Below are 20,676 nucleotides of genomic sequence, written 5' to 3' on the forward strand. Positions count from 1 at the left end.
TCTTAGTTACGGTAACCCTAGCCTGAACCGCCGTCTGTGTTCCGATAACGGTTCCGTTTACGGTAAATGTAGAACCCTCCTTGTCATACAGTGCAGGAGTTACCGTCTCCCACTGTACGGAAACTACAAACTGGCTTCCATCCTCCAGGCTGGCGGTAACCGTTGACGGAAGCTTCGGCGCCTGCTTGGCCGGTGTTGTAAGCACTACATCCTCTACCGAGATAATGTGGCCTGCAGGGGCAAGCAGCGCAGTGATTTCATCCGGACTCAGCGCTCTGCTGTAGATCCGGAAGTCGTCGACCAACCCATCCATATACGGGTCGGCAAATTGCGATTTGCCAATGTAGTTGTTTTTGGTTTTACCGAGATCTGACGGTTTGAGCGTCAGATGGTCATTTCTGCCCGCCTCCACACCGTCGATATATAAGACCCCCAGAGAGCCGGACAATGTCACGGCTACATGCTTCCACTCGCCGGCAGGGAGAGCCGGACCGTCAATGGTCTGCTCTTGACCCGGGGCATTCCCGCCGGTCGAAATACCGAACCGGGTAATGGAGCCGGCTTTGGGTGACAGGAACATATAGGTGCTTGTTCCGGTGCCAAAATCGAAGATCCGCGAATAGGTTCCAACGCTGTCCATCTTCACCCAGGCTGACACGGTAACCGCATCCGCACGGCTCAGCAGGCCTTCGGGCATTTTCACATAGGCATCCTGGCCGCTCAGCTCAAGCGCATGATTGATTTTGCCCGGAAGCCAGGAGGCGGCTCCCAGCACACTGCCGTCCTTACCGCTTCCGGAATCATCGGCTGCCACTGTACCGGATGTTTCATCGAAGTCATAATGCACAAGCAGCTCCGGCAGCGGCGGCGGTGCCAAGGCTGTCACCGTAACCGTATCACTGCCCTCAAGCTCCGAATCGCTTACAGTCAGCTTGAACACATAAGTTCCCGGCTTCGTTGCCGTGAACGAAGTGAATAGCGCCGCACTTTTGCCAAACACAACCTGACCGTCTTCCGGTCCGGACACCAGGGACCATACCGGGGTCAGCGTTCCCTTCGGCAGACCATCGTCTTTGGCTGTACCGCGAAGCATGGCATCGTCCACTTGCAGCGTGTAGGTGAAATCTGCTCCCGCATCAACCGAGGGGACCTGATTGTCATCCGGCTCTGTGGCACTCAGTTCTACCGTATATGCAACTGCCGGTCCGGCTTCAATCGTCAGCTTCGCTTCATCCCCGAACGCATTCAGCTTGCCCGCAGGCTCACCATCGATGGTGATAAGATAGGCGCCTTTTACCAGACCGTTCAGGGTAAGCGTCGTTTCATGTGCATAGCCAGGTGTCAAATTACGCAGGCTGAACTTGGCATAGTCCTTATTGGCAGACAGTCTCGCTTCGGTAAACTGATCTTTATCCAGCTCGGTATAGAGCTTTTCGGTAATCAGGTTGATCCGTTTGAAGAGACCGTCTGTAGGCGTGATATCGTAATAGACGGAATCCGTCACTGTAACATCCGCCCCGTAGCCTGTTACCCCGAAGATCGGATCGACGGCAATGTCCGCACTGAGAATCTGCAGCGTACCGAACAGCCCCAGATCCGCTTCCCCGGTCATACCTTTCCATCCGTTCAGCAGCGGAACATTCCGGCCGCCGCCGGTTCCATTGGTGCCGTTATTGCCCTTCTCGGCCTGGTAGGTCCAGGCTGCAGCTCCGTAATTCTCCGGATCATCACTGATCTGCCCGGAGTTGATGGCACTGAGGTTAGCCAGCTTGGCCGCATATGACAACCGCTGCTCCTCTTCCCGGTTGGCTGTGGAATGATAGCGGATCCAGTCGTCCATCGCATATCCGGCCAGCGACACGCTGTACTGGAAGTTCCACCAGCTTTCTCCTGTAATGGTTACCGGATCAGCGTAGTAGTACCAGACAGGCATCTGTCCACGTGAGGCCCGCGTCTTGGCATTGATTTTACCCATCATCTCCAGCGCTTTGGCCTGTTCCAGGTCATTGTCTTTTTGCATCTTTGCCAGGGTGTATACCGCTTCCTCCCCGGTGTTGTCATAGCTGTATTCCGAACCGTAAGGGTACTTATTGTTTTTGAAATTATTATATTTGCGGAGCATCTTGGCCCGGATATCACTGGCTTCGTCCACATAGCCTTCACTGTCAAGCGCTTGAATGATATCCGGTGTGGTCAGCTCTCCCATAAGTCCAGTCTCCCAGTTGTAAGAAACGGGGCCTTCATACAGAGCCTTCAAAATATTATAAGCCCGCAGCAAATAGGTCTCCTTGGGATGCTTATAGGCAACCAGCTCAGGGTAATTGGCGGCAATTTTGTACATGCTGAAATACGTATTATAGATATGAGGATAGGCGTAACCACGATAAGTAGGTGTTGTATTCGGCTCCTTCATCAGGAAGTCATGAATCAGATAATCCTCATGATGGCCATTCATCAGTTGGTTCCAGATGGCCGTTTCCAGATAGTCATCCACTGCCGTGATTTCCGAAGCTACAGGACTCAGGGCATTTTTTTCGGCTAAAAACTGTCCATGCGTCAATCCCCAGTCATCGCCCCAGCCCCAGTAGCCGCTGAAGTTATTCCGTTTGGACTTCGTGTTCATCATCCAGTCGTCAAACACTTTGTCGCGTATATCCCCGGGGAGATTCCACTGGGTTTGTTCAACCATAAAGTTCGCATGGTCCTCCAGCGCCCGGTCAACCGCATCGATACCATAAAATTGCAGCACGGTTGTGAGACCGCTTCCATATTGGACCGTAACATGCTGCGGCCCCAGCTTGCCCAGACTGAATTCATAAATGTGATGATCTCCGCTCTTCTGCTCAAGCAGGGGAACATCGGTCCCGTCATCCAGCTTCACGCTGTGAATGTCAGCTTTGGTGCGCAGATCGAACTTGGCCTTCTGGTTCAACGGCACAATCATGCCCGGGACAACGGTTACATCTATCAGCCCTTCCTGAACCAGCATGTCCTTGGCTTCCTGCTCGTTCGCTACAGCAAGCAGCTGAAAGCCGTAGGTTTTGCTCTCCCCGGCAGCCAGCGTCAGGCTGGTATGTGGCAGATAACCCCGGTTGGTGGATTTGATCACATTGGAATGAATATAAAAGACATTCAAGCCCTCGATCCATTTGCCTTCATTCTCGGGGTTCCAGGCCCACTTACTGCCCGGATGCTCTTCATTGCGCCAGCGGTCCTGATACTCAAAACCCGCACCGGTAGCGGCATCCGGCAACAGCATCAGATAGGAGCCAATCCCGCTGGGTCTGCCTGCTGTAATATAAGAACCGCTGCCCCCAACAAAGGAGTGGGTGACCACACGAGTCTCGTAAATGGCGTCCCCGTACGTCCACTGTTCATTGAAGGGAAGCGGAAGCCCAATATCTCCGAACTCCAGGCTTTTGCCGCTGGTGTTAGCGACATGAATATCCCACTGGAGTGAGCCATCTGCTTCCATAGTATAGGTTTCAACCAGCTTGAAATCGTGTATTCCGCCGGCGTTTGCGGAGTTTTCGTAGGTGACTGTCACCTTACTGCCATCCTTGTCTATGGTCCGGACATCCCCGGATTGATTGGTAGATGCCTTGGTCCATTCGCCTCCATCCAGGCGATAGGTGAAGAGCAGCTCGCCGAGCCACTGATGATCTGCTGTATCCTGCTCGGGTGTTACTGTCTTGTTCATCACATACTCGGTCGGGAAGGCGTCGCCTTTGATTTTCAGCGATGAAATTTCACCGGATTGCCCGGTTTCAATGAGCAGCTTGTCGCTTGTCAGTTCATACGCGCCGGCTTTCGACGGAAGAAGAATAATGGATAGCACCGCCAGCGTCCAGAAGACCGCTCCTGTAAGTATCCTATTCGGTGTTAATCTTGGCTGCTGTGTTGCATCAGAAGTCTTGAATATCATGCTTGAATCATCCCCTTCGATGTATGTTATTATCGTTGTTATACGTATTCAACTGTATTCAGCACTACTGTTCTTCCCCAATCCAGACGGACATTTCCCCTTCCCCGCGATTGGCCCAGGCAAAATACGGAATGAACTTCAGCTGCACCTCCCTGCTCTTCAAGGGGGGTCCACTGCTGTACAGCTCCTCCCCCCAGCCTGCTTCCGGCAGCATCCGTCTACCGGAAACTGAAATCGTCCGGATGCCCTCAGGGAAACCAGCTTCCTCTGCAAGTGAATATTCATTGCCCTGCGGCAGCCGCAGCTGATACAGTCTTGTGCCGTTATCGGCCTCCTCCAGGCAATAGACGAAAGGACCGCGCTGCAGGGCTACTTTGGAAAAGGTCTGGCGGATATGCGGATGACCTTTCATCGGCGTGACCGGCATCGCAAACTGCAGCTCAAGGGTATCACCGGATACCCACTTGCGGGTCAGGTGAATATATCCGTCCGCATTTCCTGCATGATGCGTCCGGGATTGGCCGTTAAGCGAAACCTGGACTTCATGGCACCAATCCGGCATACGCAGCGCAATCGTAAATTCACTGGCTTGTTCAGGAGTAACGCTCAAGCGGACTTTGCCATCCGAAGTATAGCTGGAGATTTGTTCAATAACAGCGGATATGCCATTCATTATCCTTGCGGTGCGGCCCCCGATGTAGAGTTCGACGTATAAGATATCGCCTTCCGTTGACGTTGAATAGATGTAGTCTCCGAGCGAGGCGATCAGACGGGCCACATTCGGCGGACAGCAGGCGCAGGTAAACCAGCCTTGGCGCACAGCTTTTACATGATTGTAGTTCTTGTTCTTACCCAGTACTTCCGGATACACCTCAAGCGGATTCACATAGAAAAACTTGGTGCCATCCAGGGACATTCCGCTGATTACGGTATTGTAGAGCGCCCGCTCCATGACATCTGCATATTTGCTGGTGTGCTCCAGCTCCAGCATGCGCCGGGCAAAAAAGATCAGCCCCACGGAAGCACAGGTTTCGGCATAGGCCAGGTCCGGCGGCAAATCATAATCCGCGGTAAAAGATTCCCCCTGCTCCATGGACCCGATGCCGCCCGTAATGTACATCCGTTTGTTCACAATGTTGTCCCACAGCTTCCGGCAGGCTTCCAGCAGCCCGGCATCCTTGGTCTCAAGGGCAATGTCGGCCATCGCCGTACACATATAGACCAGACGTACCGCATGCCCCTCCGCTGTGGTCTGCTCTCTGACAGGCAGATGCGATTGGCTGTACAGATGATCATGAACCATGGACAGCTGGGGGAAATGCAGGGTCCGGCCGCGCTTTTTCCATTCCTGTTCAAAGTAATGGGGCTGCTGTCCCCGCTGGTCCAGGAAATAGCGGCTTAACTCCAGATACTTCTCTTCACCTGTGACCTGGAACAATTTCACCAGCGCCAGTTCAATCTCCTGATGGCCGTCGTAGCCTTGCAGCTTGCCGGGCTCGGCTCCGAATACGGCTGCAATGTAATCCGCATACCGGCTCACCGCGTCGAGCAGCTTTCTTTTGCCGGTGGCCCTGAAATAGGCTGTTGCCGCTTCAATTAAATGTCCAGCGCAATAGAGCTCGTGGCATTCCGCCAGATTAGTCCACTCCTTGCCCGGTTCTTTTAGCATAAAGTAGGTATTCACATAGCCGTCATCCCTCTGGGCTTCAGCAAGCAGCTCAATGACGCCGTCCGCAATCTCCTCAAGCGCAGAATCCCGCTTAGTCTCCAGTAAGTACGCCACAGCCTCCAGCCATTTGCCTACATCACTGTCCTGAAAGACCATTCCGTAGAACTCACCTGCCTCCCGGCCCGCCGCAATCTTGAAATTACGGATCGCATGGCTGGGCTCAGCCCCTTCAACACGGTCGTTCAGCGCCTCCCACTGATAAGGAACCATAACCTCGCGGACCAGACGGATATATTCCGACCAGAACGGATCATGAATCTGAACCTTGCCTGAAGCCGGTGTGGTATTATCATTCATTAATGGAACTCTCCTCTCATCTCTGTTACAGATCACCTGCCCGTGGCAGCCTTACAACCTTACCCCTTGACTCCGCCAACCGTTAACCCTTCCATGAAGAAGCGCTGGAAAAATAAGAACAGAACCAGAATAGGCAAAATGGCCAGGACGGCTCCCGCGATCAGCGCTTCATAGTTATTGCCCAAGGGAGAGACAAAGGAGGCCAGCCCGATCGGCAAGGTGAATTGCTCGGTCGTCCGCAGCACGATCAGCGGCCACAGGAAGTTATTCCAGCTGTTCATGGCCTGCAGGATGGTAATCGCCCCAAACGCCGGGGCCATCAGCGGCACCATGATTCGGAAGAAGATTCCGTACTCCGAGCACCCGTCCATCCGGCCCGCATCCATGAAGTCCTTGGGCAGGCCAAGCGCAAATTGGCGGAAGAAGAAGATGGGCAGCGGGGAGACCACAAAGGGCAGAATAACCCCCCAGATGGTGTTGATCAGCTTCAGCGAAATCATTAGCTTATAGAGCGGCAGCAGAATAATCTCCACAGGAATCATCATCACCACGAGCACCAGAGTAAAAATAAAATTCCGGCCGCGAAAACGGTACATTCCCAGCCCGTAGCCTACCATTGAAGAGAACAGCAGGCTCAGCAGGGTGAACAGCGTGGTAATAAGCAGACTGTTCTTATACCAGCCAAAATAATTGCCGGCCGCCCCCTGCCCCGAAAAGATGCTTTTGTAATTGTCCAGACTCATCAAATTGAAATCCAGCCGGACATTCAGGCCGTAGCGGAACAATTCTGTAGCAGGCTTCAGGGAAGCAAGGAACAAGGCATATAACGGAAATAACATCAGGGCCGCCAGAATCACAAATAAAAGCACAAGCAGCAGAGAGGAGAAGCTGAATTTGGATTTCTCAATAGTCCGCATGCTCTAGTCCTCCTTCTTAAACATGCCGGTGAGCGTTAATTGAACCAGGCTGACCAATAAGGTGATCCCCAGCAAGGTGATCCCGATGGCCGAACCAAAACCAAGATTGAAATACTGGAATCCCTGCTGATAGATATATCCGACAATGGTCAGTCCAATGTTTTGCGGCGAAGGCTTGCCAGCCCATAGCATATAGCTCTCGGTGAACATGGCATAACCGCCATATATAGTGATCGTCACGACATAAATCGTGATCGGCTTCAGCAGGGGGATCGTAATTCTGATTAATTTCCGGAAAGCGCCAGCCCCGTCGATGTCAGCCGCTTCGTACAGCTCGGCGGGAATGCTCTGAAGTGCAGACAGGAAATATAGAATATTGATGCCGATCCACCTCCAGCCGGCCAGTACAAGCAGGGCGAACATTCCCAGACTGGAGCTGTAGAGCCAGCGCTGGCTGGATATCCCGAATAGATGCAGAATCGTATTCATCAATGCGCCGTCAAGCTCACCAAAAATGAGACGGAACACCACACCTGCGACGACTACAGACGTAAGCGCCGGAATAAACAAGGTAGATCTGAAAAAATTGCTCCATGGCATCTTTTTCGAATTAAGCAGAACAGCCAGAATCATGGGCACCGGTATCAGCAGCAGGAGTGTCCAGATTGTGTATCGGCTGCTGTTGTAGAGTGCCGCTCCGAAATCCTCATTCCAGAGTCCTCTGTAGTTATCAAGTCCGGTAAACGACACCTCTCCCGGGAGCACTTCCTGAAAGCTCATAATTCCCGCATTAATCAGCGGGTACGCAAAGAAGACGGCGAATGACAACAGAAACGGGAATACGAACACATAGGGTGCCATTTTTTGCGAATTTCCCAGCTGATAACTCCTTCTTCTTGGGTTTTTGGTCAACTCTCTTTCTATCTGCATAACCAAACCTCCACTCTTTTGTGCTGTGAATATTTCCGGAAAATGTATGGATATGAAGGAGAATGTTCCATTCCCCTTCACAGCTTGTGTGCGCTTTCATATGTGGGGAAATCTTATTTCAGGCTGTCCTGCACTTCCTTCAGGACCTTGGCCGGGTCCTTCATGTCAATGAAGATTTGCGGCATCGCTTTGTTGCGGATGGCATCGAATACCTCAGGCGATTTCTCACGGATATGGACCGGAGCAATTTCATCCTTGACGCTGAGCAGCGTATCAAAGATATCCGTACCGAAATAATCGGTGAATTTGTTCGATTCCTTCATAGCCGGATCACTCCAGACATCCGTACGGATCGGGTCGAAGCCCAGCTGCTTCCATACCTGCAGGTTGCCTTCCTTGGACATCTTGGCGTAAGCCAGGAATTCCTTGATCAGATCAGGATTTTTCGCCTGATTGGTAATCGAGGTTGCGGTCCCGCCCATCCCTGCGGAGCGGTTGCCGCCTTCTACCCAAGCCGGCATCGGACGGATGATGACTTTTCCCTTGAGATCCGGAATATGGTCGGTGAAGCGGTTCATGAACCAGAATGGCATGAAGACCGAAGCGGCGCCGCCCGAATCCATATAGCCGAAATATTCCTCTGTATCATGGCCGGCGCCAGGAGCGACAGCAGCGACACCTTCCTTCACCATCTTCTGGAAGAATTCCATCGTTTTCACATTGACCGGTGTATCCACAGTAACATTGCCGTTCTCATCCACCTGATCAGAGCCCTGCTGGCTGATCGCCGGCCACCAGGACCAGTTGCCGTTGCCTTCAAATGTGATCATCGGCTTACCTGTCTTATCCAGCATCTGTTTGCCTGCCGTCTCGAAATCAGCCCAGGTCTTGATCGTATCAGGATTGATTCCTGCCTGGTCAAGCATTTCTTTGTTGTAATACATGACGGTCGCACCCACATGGTAATCAATACCATAGTACGTTTTGTCTTTGCTGTAGATTTCCACTCTCGACTTCACAATGTTGCCAAGCTCAGGCTCCACAATGTCGTTCAAGGACACGAGCTGCGGCGTTCCCTTCATAAAGTTCGGAAACTTGCTCTGCTCGATATCGACCAGATCCGGTGCGCCTACACCCGATTGCAGGGCTACCAGCAGCTTGGTGTGCATATCGTCATAAGGTATGGTGGTCGCTTCCAGCGCAATGGCCTTATCCGGATGGCTTTCGTTCCAGCTTGCCGCCATGCTCTCATAGAACTTCTGATGCGCGTCAACAAAGGTCCAGAATACTACTTTTTCCGCTTGAGCAGGAGGTTTTGCTGTTTCACTGCCTTCAGTTGCCTTACTGCCTTTGTTGCTTGCTGCTGGCTGGTTCGTAGGGGATGTCTCTTTATTCCCGTTACCACCGCAGCCGCTGAGCCCCATGACCAGAATCAACAATAATACCGTCGTGCACAGAAATGCTTTTTTCATTCAGCTTCCTCCTTGAACGATATATACTTAGCCCTTTACGGGAATAAGCCAGTATTTTGCATTTCATCCGTCAGAAAAAACAACTTCAACTTTTAGCTATTCAACTTTTTAGAAAGCGCTTTATTAATAATAATACATGTTGTATCATGAAAAAAAACGCAGGATTCCAACCTTATTTTTAATCATTTCAACCTGCTTGGAGGAAAAATAAAATGAACTCGCCTATTCTCCATTTTATCTCTCCGCCTATTCCCTACTTCGTCGATTGCGGACATGCCACCTATGCCGCAGGGGATGTTCACATCAACCGCAACTGTATCGGCGTATTTGATCTTATCGTTGTGCTGAAGGGAATCCTCCCCGTCGGTGAGGACGGCAAGGAGTGGAAGCTGCATGAAGGTGAAATCCTCATTCTCCGTCCGGACGGCCATCATTACGGCTCTGCACCCTGCACCGAGGATACGAAGATCATCTGGATTCATTTTCAGACCTTTGGCAGCTGGAAGGAATGTATGAGTATGGATGAATGTCTGGAATCTCAGGTCACACTGATCGAGAGCCATAAGCAAAAAGCCTACCTCAATCATGCCGATGTCTGCTCGATTTATATTCCCAAGCATATGAAAATCTCCAGGAAGGCGATGGAGGTGCTGGACCTGTTTTTTGAGCAGGAGCATGAGCCGCAATCCCTGCGCAACTGGAAACGCCAGGCTTCCTTCCAATCCTTCCTCCAGCACCTGGACCGTGACCTGGCCTCCCCTTCCGATGCTACCGCCATTCAGCTTGCCGAAAAGGTGGAATTGTTCATCCGCCATAACTATACCCGGGACATCAACAATCCCATGCTGCAGAAGGAACTCAATTATCATCCGAATTATTTGGCCAAAAGCATGCTCAAAACCTATGGCATGACCCCAATGGCTTATCTGCAGAATTACCGTGTGGAACAGTCCAAGCGCCTTCTACTGCAGACCTCCTGGTCCGTTACCCGGATCGCCGAGGAGGTGGGCTTCCACCACGTTTCCCATTTCTCCTCGTGCTTCTCCAAGAAGGAGGGGCTATCTCCCTCCGGCTTCCGCAGCAAATTCATTCAGAAACGCTAGGCAAGCAAATAGGGAATAAAAAAGGGAAACCAGGCGATGAATTGCTTTGCTTTAGGAGGAATATTCGTATGATTACTTTCAAAAGAATTTCCACTGGCGTAACCTCCTCGTTTTTTCAAGGAGCTTAGCCACACATTTCCACCTGCTTGTCAAGTTCTATTTTTTCGTGCAAAAAGAGCGGGCTATCTTTTTGATAACCTGCTCTTTTTCTTGATTTTTGGCCCTACGCCTTAACTTAATGACATGGAGTAGTGGCGTCACCTTATTGATCTACATACCATACAGCAAAAGATAGATATGTAACTCTCAAGCTGTTTCTTTTAATTCAAGATATGACGGATTTATTCGATACTGGGTAGCCCCACCAAAAAAAGTTTAACTAATAGCTGTATATCCCCATGCAAAAGGTTACTTTGGAACATCTGCTGGATAAACATTAATCATTAATCTTTCCCATCTAGCCATTTGTTTATATAGTACTTATTAGAATTTATGCGGAGTTTATTAAGATGATCTGCTATACTTCCTTTATTGATAGACCTATAAGAATTTATGTCCATAGTTCCATCATCTTGCCACTTGCAATATGGGCAAATATCATAACCTGTTCCTTCAATCTTATCATAAAGTTCTGTTAAAGTTTTAAAACCACAACAAGGGCAAGTAAACAATTCTTCCACTTCACCAATAACTTCAACATCATATCCTGTAATAGCATAAACTATTTCTGATAAAAATCCATTACTAACACCTTGAAAATCCACCTCACTTAGTTCCATATTAATTTTTGAAGAACCTTCTTCAAAATACTTTGGCAAGTCTATCTCTTTTTCAACAATATCACGTACTGAGCATATTAATTTAAAGAAATTTTCCCTGGATATATTTCTCATTCAATTAATCCCTTTCCTTTTAACATTAAGATTACAGCATCATCAGAACGACCATCCCATTTATAAAATGACTTGATTTTACCTCCTATGCCAGTCCCAACGAATATAGATTTAGTAGACGGCTCATATCTATATATAAATGCTCCATCATTCACTTGTATAATACTATCAGATTTACTAGTTCCAAATTCATAAGCCATGTTTGAGTATTCTTTTGAGGATTTTGCCCCAAATTCATCACCATGTTTTTCATAGTGCACTTTTAATTTCCCCTTACTCCATAAATCAGCTATCTTCTCTGTTGGTCGCCATAAGGATTCAGCTTGTTGATTAGGTTCACCCGTCCCCTCAGCAGCACCCTCCTTTTTCTCCAGATACTGTTCTATTGCTTTGATCACAGGCACTACAGTATTGAGATCTGAACTCGCTAATTTGTCTAGCGGTGTTGCCCCTATCTTTGTATGAAGTCCTTTAAGCTGAATTATAAGTGCGCCAATGTCTATTCCAGGATCTTCTATCTCAGATCCATCGTTTCCAGCTCCATACTCCTTTAATTTCTCTATCCGAGTCTCAAATCCCTTTATGATTACTGCTAAGGTTTGTGGATCACTAGCCATCATCACCACATGTCCGCTGCCACTCTTTTCGACCCAGAGCTTGTGGCTTTCTTTGCCGATTTTGAAATTGACCAGCAGGCCGGAGATGGCATTCTTGAGCTTGCCAGCTCCGGCCACCGCGAGGTTGACTCCGGACTTCAACAGCTGCTTGCCGAAGGCTAAAAGGCGGGAGTGAACGCCTCCCTTAACCGTGCCGAGGAAACCGCCGCTGGCTTCTTTTTTGGCAGCACCTGCTCTTCCGCCGGCTTTTTGCTCTTCTTTTTGGCCTGGGCTGTCTTTGCTGCCTCCGCCTGAGGTCCCGGACAGATTAGCCAGCAGCTTCGTGCCGTTGCCGAAGACACTACTCGCCTGCGATTCAGCTTCATCGACAAGAGACGTCGCTCCGCCGGTGGCTTCGTCGATCATCCCGCCTACCTTTTCCACAGGTCCCTGAAGCGGCTGCATCAGGCCCTGGACCGGGCCGGACGCTGCGATCTTGTTGATCAGTTTGTCCGCGAAGGGAATATGCTGGCGAATCAGGTCAACCAGCGATCGGCCTGCCACAGCTTCAATCCCCTTAAACACGGCTTTAATCAGTGCTGACGGCGGATTGGTGATGATAAAATTCAGTACCATATCCACGCCTTTGTTGGCCAGGACCGTCATGAGCTGGGCCGGTTTCCCGAGCAGCTGCACCTTTGCTTTAATCCCGCCAGCGGCTTCGGTTACCTTCTCCCGAATCCCCCTAAAAAAGCCTCCGGCTGCTTCCTTAAGCTTGTCGGCCCCCTCATTAAGGGCCTCAGCGGGATTCTTCACGACCTCCAGCGCCTGAACAGCACCGGCATATGCCATACTGAAAGGATTAAACCACGACTTGTCCGATATGTTGATAACCGGAAGAGCCTTGTTGATGGCCCCGGCAACCTTGCCTACAGTCTTTTGCAGAATCCCGAACACTCCCTCAAGGAGCTGCAGCACCTTCATCAGCCCTTTTTCCTGGCCTCCGCTTTTCGGAGCCTTGCCAGCGTCCTTGTCCTTCTCCTTATCGTCCTCCTGGCCCGTCTGCAGCGGCTGAAGTTCACCGAACAGCCCCTTGACCAGAAAACCGCCCATTCCCGACGGATTCAGGAACTGCTTCACATTCTGCACTTTGAAATTCCGCAAGGTGTTGACCACAGTCATGACCGAGTTCGCCTGGCGCAGAAGCTTAGGGAGTGTCGATGTCAGCCAGATGCCGATTTGAACCAAAATACTGCCTCCGCCTGTCGCAAAAGCGGCAGCAATTTCAGCAGAAATTTGTGCAATCTCCAGGAACTTGCCGAAATTCACTTTAAAGTCCCCGTTCAGGAATTTCCCGATTCCCGACAATATGCCGTTATACAGCGACTGGACACCGGCGAACAGCTTATCCACCGTGTTCCCCATGAAGTCCAGGGCGGTACTGACCCCCTTCTTCAGGAGGCTTGCGGCAGCATTGACGGCTTGAACCGCCTTATTCACCGCACGGTCGATCCAGCCGTTGATCTTCTTGGCAATGCCTGGAAAACGGGCGAATATTTTATTGGCTAAGCCCTTCAGCACGTTCCCGAAACCTTTAATAGCGCTGACAATCAGCTTTCGGCCTGCTTCAATCAGCCCCACAACGGCTTGCTTGGCTTTATCAAAAATGGTTTTGACTGCCTTCCGCAGCTGGGTGAAGAGGAAGTTCATGCCTTTTTGAATGGCTTCCCCGGCCTGCCTTCCTTTTTCCTTGATCCATTCCCAGGGGTTTTTAGCTTTTTTCTTTGTTTGCTCGCCTTCGTTTTCACCTTCCTTTTGCTTCTCCTCTGCCTGGGTCTTCGTGGTCTTATATTCCTGCCGGGATTCGCTTTCGGCTTCGGACAGCTTTTTCTTGACCTCGCCTTCCTTCTCATCCTTGATCCCGCTAATCTCCTTGTTCTTCTCTGCTGCGGCTGTACCCGCTTCACGGTCAAACTCCCCGCTGGTGGCCTTGATCTCTTCCTGCCACTGGCTTCGGTACCCAGAGACCTCTGCTTTGACTGCAGCCTGTTCGCTTCGCTGCTTCTCTGAAGCTTCAGTTTTCAGCCGTTCCACTTCGGCCTTTGTATCACTTTTGGCAGTTGTGAGTCCGCTGTCAAACGGTTCCTTCCCTTTTTGATACTCCGCCTGGCTATTCTCCATATAGGTCTGAAGCGGGCCATCCAGCTGAGGGTTGAGGTAGCCGGCAACATCGGGCGGGATCACACCAGTGGATTTCAATTGAAAAGCTGGCGGAGCCACGGAGCGGATTGCAAGCCCGGATTTGAGGATGGCATCGTCCGGCTTGGGTAGGATCCGGTCCTCTCCGAAATCCTGCCGGGTCTGCTCCAGCTCGGAGTCCTGTACAGTCTGCATATGCTGCGTGGCCTCTGCCTGATGGCTCTCCACCTGAAAGGGGTCCGCTTCACCCGTCAGACCAATCTCCGGCGGAGTTGCTGCAAATCGGCTTGCTTCCGCCATAATCTGGTCAGGATCTGCCTCCTCCGGGCTTTGGGGAAAGCTAACCATCCCTGTCGAGGTATCCCCGCCTTTTTTCCCGCTCTGAAAAACGGGCAGTTCGGAAGCGGGCACCGGACCGGCCGCTGCCTGCTTCGGGGAATCAGCAGCTTCAGTATCCTTGCCGGGTGCGATTCCGGTTGGTGTCGGAATTGCAGGCAGCGCCTTCTCGGCCTGCTGACGTTGCTGCTCTAACGCTCCCCCCGAGACATTCACCGCTTGAGTGTAAGCCTCCACGATTTCTGACGGAGCAATGCTGCCAAGCTGCTGGATCACACTGCCCGGATTATCTCCTTTAATATTTACAACAGGAGCTTTTGCTGGTGCCTTTCTGGCTTGCAGCGGCAGGTTAGCAGACAGCGGATCAGAAGCAGCAGACTTAGGCCGGGCCGGAGCTGGCTTGGCTGCGGTCTTTCCATCCGGCTTGGTTTCTTGCTTCGCACCTGACTTGGCTTCCGCCTTTGCTCCTGCTTTGCCTTCTGGCTTTGCACCTGACTTGGCCTCCGCCTGAGCTTCCAATTTACCTTTTAACGTGGCATCTGCGCTTGCCTCCGCTTTTGTGAGTGGCGATAGCTTACCTTCAACACCCTTTTTAAATTCTGTTGCATTCCTGTTGTCTTTTTCAGTTTTTGGGCTGGTCTTTTCAGCCTTTTCAGGCTTTGCAGCTTGTGCTGAAACAGGCTGGGCCGAAACCTCTGACTGATGTGTTGACGGTGACGCTTGCTGTATTGAAGAGTCTCGTGAAGCGGCAGGTAAGTTCTGAGATTCTTTCGGTGTTGTATCCGAGGTTATGTCCGTTGCCTCTGCCTTTCCCTTGTTCCGCTTGCCTTGGTCAAGCAGCATAAGAGCGCTCCGAAGGCCAATGACACCCGTGAGCATAGCGAACTCACCGGAAGTTACCGTTTCCGGGGCGGTTAAGAGGCGGTTGGTTAGCCGTTTGAGCTCAAGCGGGGTTCGTATTTGCGGCTTCAATGCCGCTTTGTCAGCGAGTGGAGCTTGTGCAGAACTCTTTTTTATCTCAGTCTGCTGCTCTGCTGGCTTCTGTACAACAATCTTGCTTGACATAGAGGGTTACTCCCTGAATATTCCGTATACAAGTAATGGTAATTTCAGGAGTTGATTTACAGCTTTTTTTAAAAAATTTTCTTAATAAAACGGCTACACCGTCCTTCACTGGACAATGTAACCGTTTTAGACTTCAGCTCTTAAATTATCAAAGAAGCCGCTTCTCAGCGGCTTGAATTGAATGTAATTTTATATATTTCCAACCTTTATTCTGCCGGCAAATGCGGTAGATGCACCCAAAAAACCCCCGCCCAGAGCTTGTGATAGACAAGCAATGAACAGGGGCTTTTATAATCAAAACCATGATTTCCTTTTTGCTTTTACAAATGATATTTACGGATGAAATAAGACGGTGTGCAGCTCCAGGCATGACAATAGCTGTTAATTAAGTAACTTCCATAAGGAGAGAAATTTTTGTTCTCCGGATCGTACAGCTCCCAGAAGGTATCCGCTCCGTCTTTAACCATCTGTCCCCAATATTTTTTGATCTCCAGCGTTGCTCTTTCCCGCTCGCCCACCTGGATCAAGGCCTCAATCAAGTGATGCATCATATAAGGAGTAGACAAGGATAAACCGGGTTTCTCCTCGAGCAGACGCACAAGCAGCTCTTTCCCTTTCGCTTCATCTATTACACCGGCCAGTATCATCCAGATTTGCGAGGCCCAGGAGATTTGCTGTTGTTCTCCGCTCACGAAGTAGTGCAGTTTATCACTCCACAGAAATTGCAATGCTGCCGCTGTGAGCTGTTCAATTCTCAACTGCAGGAACTCCTGATTGTGATCCTCCAGTATTGTCGCAAGCTGCAATGCAGACTTCATATTATAGATTAGAATCGCCTGGGCGGAGGCTACTTTACTTAATTGATCCTTCCAATCAATAAATGCCCACCACGAGTTATCGTCTTGTACGATATCATGCGTATCCAACCGTTCCAGCGACAATTCGATCTGCCGAAATGCGGTTGGCCACAGCTCACGAAGCGTGTCCATATCCTGCGTAGCTTCATAATAGTCACTCAGCGAAGCAACAAAAAAGAGCGAATAGTCGAACAGATACGTATCATCGGGAATGACCACAGGCTTCATGAACAGGTTAGCCGAAATCAGCCCTTTATCCGTTGGATACGCGGCAAAAAGATACAGGCAGCGTTTGACCAAATCGTAATTTTTGAATGTTTCGTAATTGGCGAGCGCCTGCAGCCGCAGATCACCAAGCCAAAGTCTGCGGTCCCGCTTGGGACCATCTTCAAAAACCTCTTGCATGCAGTCTTCCAACGTTTTGATGCTGACCTCGTCAATCCGCGCAAGCTCCCCGTCTGGATGCTTCAGCGGAACAATCATTTCAGGTGAGGCCGAAGTGACGGTTGTACAGGAGACATCATCGAAGGTCACCTTGTACTTCACGGAGGTGTCCAGTACCTGAAGTTTCAAATACCTGAAGCTATAACGGCGTTCCATATGCAGTGTGTGAGGCAATACATCCAAATGATAGGTTTCCTCCTGCAGCCAGGAACGGCTTAACCAGCCCTTGTATTCGGCAAAAGATTCCCCCATTTCAACCGGCATTTCTCCCAGGGTAACCTTTAAAAAAAGCGGCGCATCAGGCGGACTTCCATCCGGCCCAATATGAAGCGACAACTTGCCCACCAGGTGTTTGCCGAAATCCAAAATGACCTCATCCCCTTTTCCAAGGGCAAGCGAAGGCAGTTCATCGGCCGATTGTACAACCTCAGTTCTCCAGCCATGAACAGCTTCCTCAGAGGCTATGACTTTAATCAAATGCTGCGGACGGCAAACCTCATAGAATAATTCAGGAATAAGCCGCTCTGCCGTTGCGGCAAAAGCTTCATTCTTCTTTATGTTCACTGCTACACTCTGTTGAATAGCTTGGGACATCATCCAACCTCCTAATCTAGATTTATCACTAAGCAGATCAACCCTTTACCGAACCAACGGTAAGCCCGCCCACGAAATATTTTTGCAGGAAGGTAAATGCGATGAGCAGCGGCAGCGCGCACAAGATGCAGGCGGCGAACAGCACGTTCCACTGTGTAGGGTTCTGCTGGTCACCCATGAAACCGAGCATTGCCAGCGGCAGCGGTGATTGCGAAGCTTTGGTAATGAAGATCATATTAAAGAAGTAGTCATTCCAGATCCATACGCCCTGCGTAATAATAACCGATACAGTAACCGGAATCAGCAGTGGAAATACGACTTTCCAGAACCGGTAAAACAGTCCGGCCCCGTCGATATGCGCAGCTTCTTCCACTTCCTCCGGTACTCCGCTGCGGATAAACCCGGTATACAGGAAGGTGGAGAATGGCAGGCTGCACGTAATGAACATCAGAATGGGTGTATATTGCGTGCTCGGAATATGCAGGCTGTTCAACATTTGCACAATCGGAATCAGAACCATTTGACCGGGAACCACAAGTCCCGAAAGAAAGAACAGATAGAGAAACTGACTGGTTCTGCTCTTGATCCGGGCCATCGGGTAGGCAGCCATCGAAGCAATCAGTACTACGACGATCACGGAAATGCCGGTCAGGACTAGACTGTTCATAAAGGCCTGCGAAAAATGCATCCGTTCAAAAGCGGAGCGGTAACTGGACAGCGAGAATTCATTGAACAAGTTGACAGGATTGCTCATATTGTCCGGGGAACGCAGCGAGGTGGACAACGCGATAACCAGCGGAATCAGATTGAGCACCATTACGGCAATAACCAGCAGTTGAACCAGTGCCTTTTTCCCTAAGGTCCGGCCGCTTGGCCGTCTCACCTCTTCCCGCTTCGGATCGGATGCAAACATATTTTTGGTTACCGACGTCATGCCGACACCTCCCGTTTGTTCATATTGAGCACGAAGATTCCTGTGATTACCATAATAAATAAGAAGGACAGGATGCCAAGCGCAGAGGCTTTGCCGAACATTTGCTCCGTGAAGGCCATTTTATAAATTGAGAAAATTAGGGTGTTAGTCGAAGTTCCGGGACCGCCGCTGGTCATAATGAAAGGGAAGTCAAAGGCTTTCAGACCATTGATTAAGCTAAGTGTAATATTGATCGTCACCGAAGTGGCAAGCAGCGGAAGCTTGATATTTCTCAATAGACGCCACGGGCCGCAGCCGTCAATTTCACCCGCTTCCAGCAAATCCTTGGGAACGGTCTGCAGACCGGCCAGAAAGATAATCATGGTCGTGCCAATATTCTTCCAGATTTCCACAAAGATAATCGAGTACAAGGCGGTGGAATAATTGCCGAGAAAATTGATATTTTCAGTATTAAAGCCTATCTTCGACAAAAGGGTTGTAATCATTCCGGTATCAGGCATGTACACATAACTCCAGATAAAACCTACGACAATTGCACTGAACAAGGTTGGGATATAAGAGATAGAGCGGTAAAAACCTTTTCCGCGAATATTCATATTGAGCATCAAAGCAAGTCCTAATCCAATCAAGTTGCCTAAGCCGACACTGATAACTGTATACAATATAGTGTGCCACAGCGAGGTTCCGAGTGTTCCGCTTGCGAACAAGTCTTTAAAGTTGTCCAAGCCGATATAATTAAAATCCGTGGAAAACCCGTTATAGTCGGTAACACTGTATTGAAACAGCTTCAGAATCGGAAAGATCCAGAATATCAGGTAAAATACCAAAGCAGGGATGGCAAAAAAGTACATCGTTTTTTTCATTACAGTCCGGTTCATTTCTCTCATCTCCCTTTTAATCCCGGATGCACCGGCCATTACTTATGGCCGGTGATCCTTTAAAGTTGTATGTCTATTTCTTGCTCTTTGCCAATTCCTTATACTTTTTGTCCATTGCCGCAGTCACTTCCTCCGGCGTCGTCTTCTGTCCGCCGATAATGTTGGCAAACTTCGCTTCCATTTCTTCAGCGACGCCCGTCATCCACATCTGATTGGGGAAATAAACGGAATTTCCGTTGTTGTTGTAATCGTCGAATACCGGTTTGAACAGTTCATGATTGAGCGGAACATCTTTGTATACACTGATGGAAGTATTGGACTTCACCCACTCCTTGAACAAGTCGGATTGACCATCGTACCAGTAATTCAAAATCTCCTTGGCCACATCCATGTTCTCCGATTTGGCATTAACGGCGTAACCGGCGGATGTAGCCGCAGCAATATAAGTAGGCTTGCCGGCATCGTTAGCCGGAAGCGCGAAGAACCCGCGTGTGAACTCAGATGCGCCTTTAGCCGTCAGTGTCGGATAATCCCAGGTTCCGTCAAACACCATTGCAGCTTTGCCGTCAATAAAATTTTGGGCTGCTTGAGCGCTTCCTAGTCCAAGTGAGTTTTTAATGACATATCCCTTATCATAAAGCTCCTTGAACATGGAAACCGTCTTCACCCATTTAGGGTCAGTCAGTGAAGTCTCTCCGGTTTGCAGCTTGGTGTCAAACTCTTTGTCATCCGGGTATACGGTATTCGCCGCAATTTGATACATCCCGAATTGAATAAAGAAAGGGTCTTTATCCCCGAGGACGATTGGCGTAATACCCGCATCCTTCAGCTTCTGACAGGCTTCGAGGAAGGACGGCCAATCCTTGGGCTGCTCGGTAATCCCTGCCTGCTTGAACAACTCCTGATTATAGTAAACCCCAAGCATATCCATACCCGATGGAATCGCATACTGTTTCCCTTCATACGCCATGTCTTCCTTCGCGCCGGTGCTGATATTGTCCAGGAAGGTCAGGTCAGACAGATCAGCGGTAAAACCTGCTTTCGCCATATCGTTCACAGCAAGCGATGCATTTCTCGGGAACACAAGGAAGATGTCGGGTCCTTGTCCTGCCGCCAGCTTCGTACGTACAGAGGTAATATACTGCTCATCCGGGTATTTTGAAGTTTCCAGCGTTACATTCGGGAATTTTTCCTTAACCAGCTTAGGAAGAATGTCTAATACAAAATCCTGACCGTCCGGTGCCTTAGTCCCTGACATCATTAAAGTAATCGTTACCGGTTTAGCGCTGGAACCGCCTGTATCCGCTGTGTTGCCGTTTGAAGCAGCCGGCTCGTTGTTAGAACTGGAACCACAGCCGCCAAGAAGTGACGCAGATAAAATCAAAGCGGTGAGACCGGCCCAAAGTGATTTTCTAGCTTTCATAGATTAAGACCCCTCTTTCGTTTCCGTTTATAAAGTGCACTACTGTTTACGCTTTCATTTTACTATCAGAGGAGGTATACTTAC

The 20,676-nt window shown here is 49.9% G+C and carries 11 protein-coding genes and 1 pseudogene; 1 reads left to right on the forward strand and 11 read right to left on the reverse strand.

Annotation, left to right across the window (positions count from 1 at the left end; all coding sequences use genetic code 11):
- Positions 1-34: 34 nt before the first annotated feature.
- The 5 genes and pseudogenes from A3844_RS33300 to A3844_RS03160 form a co-directional block, all read right to left on the reverse strand.
- Positions 35-3,844 (reverse strand): annotated as a pseudogene (locus A3844_RS33300) (DUF5695 domain-containing protein); the annotation flags it as partial.
- A 145-nt stretch (positions 3,845-3,989) separates the two neighbouring features.
- Positions 3,990-5,951 (reverse strand): glycoside hydrolase family 127 protein, encoded by a 1,962-nt coding sequence (locus A3844_RS03145; protein WP_074106599.1) that lies wholly within the window; start codon positions 5,949-5,951, stop codon positions 3,990-3,992.
- A gap of 59 nt (positions 5,952-6,010) precedes the next feature.
- On the reverse strand, positions 6,011-6,868 hold the full coding sequence (locus A3844_RS03150; RefSeq protein WP_074085458.1) for a carbohydrate ABC transporter permease: 858 nt from the start codon (positions 6,866-6,868) through the stop codon (positions 6,011-6,013).
- A gap of 3 nt (positions 6,869-6,871) precedes the next feature.
- The gene (locus tag A3844_RS03155) at positions 6,872-7,798 is read right to left on the reverse strand and encodes a carbohydrate ABC transporter permease (protein ID WP_074106600.1); all 927 of its coding nucleotides are present in this window, start codon (positions 7,796-7,798) and stop codon (positions 6,872-6,874) included.
- A 113-nt stretch (positions 7,799-7,911) separates the two neighbouring features.
- On the reverse strand, positions 7,912-9,270 hold the full coding sequence (locus tag A3844_RS03160) for an ABC transporter substrate-binding protein (protein ID WP_074106601.1): 1,359 nt from the start codon (positions 9,268-9,270) through the stop codon (positions 7,912-7,914).
- Positions 9,271-9,482: 212 nt separating this feature from the next.
- Between A3844_RS03160 and A3844_RS03165 the strand changes: the two genes are divergently transcribed.
- Positions 9,483-10,373 (forward strand): AraC family transcriptional regulator, encoded by an 891-nt coding sequence (locus A3844_RS03165; protein ID WP_074085461.1) that lies wholly within the window; start codon positions 9,483-9,485, stop codon positions 10,371-10,373.
- 443 nt (positions 10,374-10,816) lie between these two features.
- Here A3844_RS03165 and A3844_RS33950 read toward each other — a convergent pair whose 3' ends face one another.
- From A3844_RS33950 to A3844_RS03195, 6 genes are all read right to left on the reverse strand, one after another.
- Positions 10,817-11,266 (reverse strand): CPCC family cysteine-rich protein, encoded by a 450-nt coding sequence (locus tag A3844_RS33950; protein ID WP_074085462.1) that lies wholly within the window; start codon positions 11,264-11,266, stop codon positions 10,817-10,819.
- Complete coding sequence (locus A3844_RS33015; protein WP_074106602.1) at positions 11,263-15,462, reverse strand: ribosomal eL19 family protein; 4,200 nt, start codon at positions 15,460-15,462, stop codon at positions 11,263-11,265. Before A3844_RS33015 ends, A3844_RS33950 begins: the two co-directional genes overlap by 4 nt.
- A gap of 320 nt (positions 15,463-15,782) precedes the next feature.
- The gene (locus A3844_RS03180) at positions 15,783-17,360 is read right to left on the reverse strand and encodes an alpha-L-rhamnosidase-related protein (RefSeq protein WP_244169669.1); all 1,578 of its coding nucleotides are present in this window, start codon (positions 17,358-17,360) and stop codon (positions 15,783-15,785) included.
- Between the two features lie 34 nt (positions 17,361-17,394).
- The gene (locus A3844_RS03185) at positions 17,395-18,291 is read right to left on the reverse strand and encodes a carbohydrate ABC transporter permease (protein WP_143191991.1); all 897 of its coding nucleotides are present in this window, start codon (positions 18,289-18,291) and stop codon (positions 17,395-17,397) included.
- Entirely contained in the window at positions 18,288-19,169 is an 882-nt protein-coding gene (locus A3844_RS03190; protein ID WP_074085465.1) for a carbohydrate ABC transporter permease, read from the reverse strand. Before A3844_RS03190 ends, A3844_RS03185 begins: the two co-directional genes overlap by 4 nt.
- 73 nt (positions 19,170-19,242) lie before the next feature.
- Positions 19,243-20,592 carry an ABC transporter substrate-binding protein gene (locus A3844_RS03195; RefSeq protein ID WP_074085466.1) on the reverse strand — a complete coding sequence of 450 codons (1,350 nt, stop codon included), beginning with the start codon at positions 20,590-20,592 and terminating at the stop codon, positions 19,243-19,245.
- Positions 20,593-20,676 lie beyond the last annotated feature (84 nt).

The sequence above is a fragment of the Paenibacillus helianthi genome (assembly GCF_001909055.1).
GTDB lineage: Bacteria > Bacillota > Bacilli > Paenibacillales > Paenibacillaceae > Paenibacillus_AQ > Paenibacillus_AQ helianthi.

What these genes read in the sequence shown, in the direction of transcription:
- A3844_RS03185 (WP_143191991.1), bottom strand. Translation starts at nt 18,291, where the DNA reads ATGACGTCGGTAACCAAAAATATGTTTGCATCCGATCCGAAGCGGGAA.
- A3844_RS03195 (WP_074085466.1), bottom strand. Translation starts at nt 20,592, where the DNA reads ATGAAAGCTAGAAAATCACTTTGGGCCGGTCTCACCGCTTTGATTTTA.
- A3844_RS03155 (WP_074106600.1), bottom strand. Translation starts at nt 7,798, where the DNA reads ATGCAGATAGAAAGAGAGTTGACCAAAAACCCAAGAAGAAGGAGTTAT.
- A3844_RS33015 (WP_074106602.1), bottom strand. Translation starts at nt 15,462, where the DNA reads ATGTCAAGCAAGATTGTTGTACAGAAGCCAGCAGAGCAGCAGACTGAG.
- A3844_RS03190 (WP_074085465.1), bottom strand. Translation starts at nt 19,169, where the DNA reads ATGAACCGGACTGTAATGAAAAAAACGATGTACTTTTTTGCCATCCCT.
- A3844_RS03165 (WP_074085461.1), top strand. Translation starts at nt 9,483, where the DNA reads ATGAACTCGCCTATTCTCCATTTTATCTCTCCGCCTATTCCCTACTTC.
- A3844_RS03145 (WP_074106599.1), bottom strand. Translation starts at nt 5,951, where the DNA reads ATGAATGATAATACCACACCGGCTTCAGGCAAGGTTCAGATTCATGAT.
- A3844_RS33950 (WP_074085462.1), bottom strand. Translation starts at nt 11,266, where the DNA reads ATGAGAAATATATCCAGGGAAAATTTCTTTAAATTAATATGCTCAGTA.
- A3844_RS03180 (WP_244169669.1), bottom strand. Translation starts at nt 17,360, where the DNA reads ATGATGTCCCAAGCTATTCAACAGAGTGTAGCAGTGAACATAAAGAAG.
- A3844_RS03150 (WP_074085458.1), bottom strand. Translation starts at nt 6,868, where the DNA reads ATGCGGACTATTGAGAAATCCAAATTCAGCTTCTCCTCTCTGCTGCTT.
- A3844_RS03160 (WP_074106601.1), bottom strand. Translation starts at nt 9,270, where the DNA reads ATGAAAAAAGCATTTCTGTGCACGACGGTATTATTGTTGATTCTGGTC.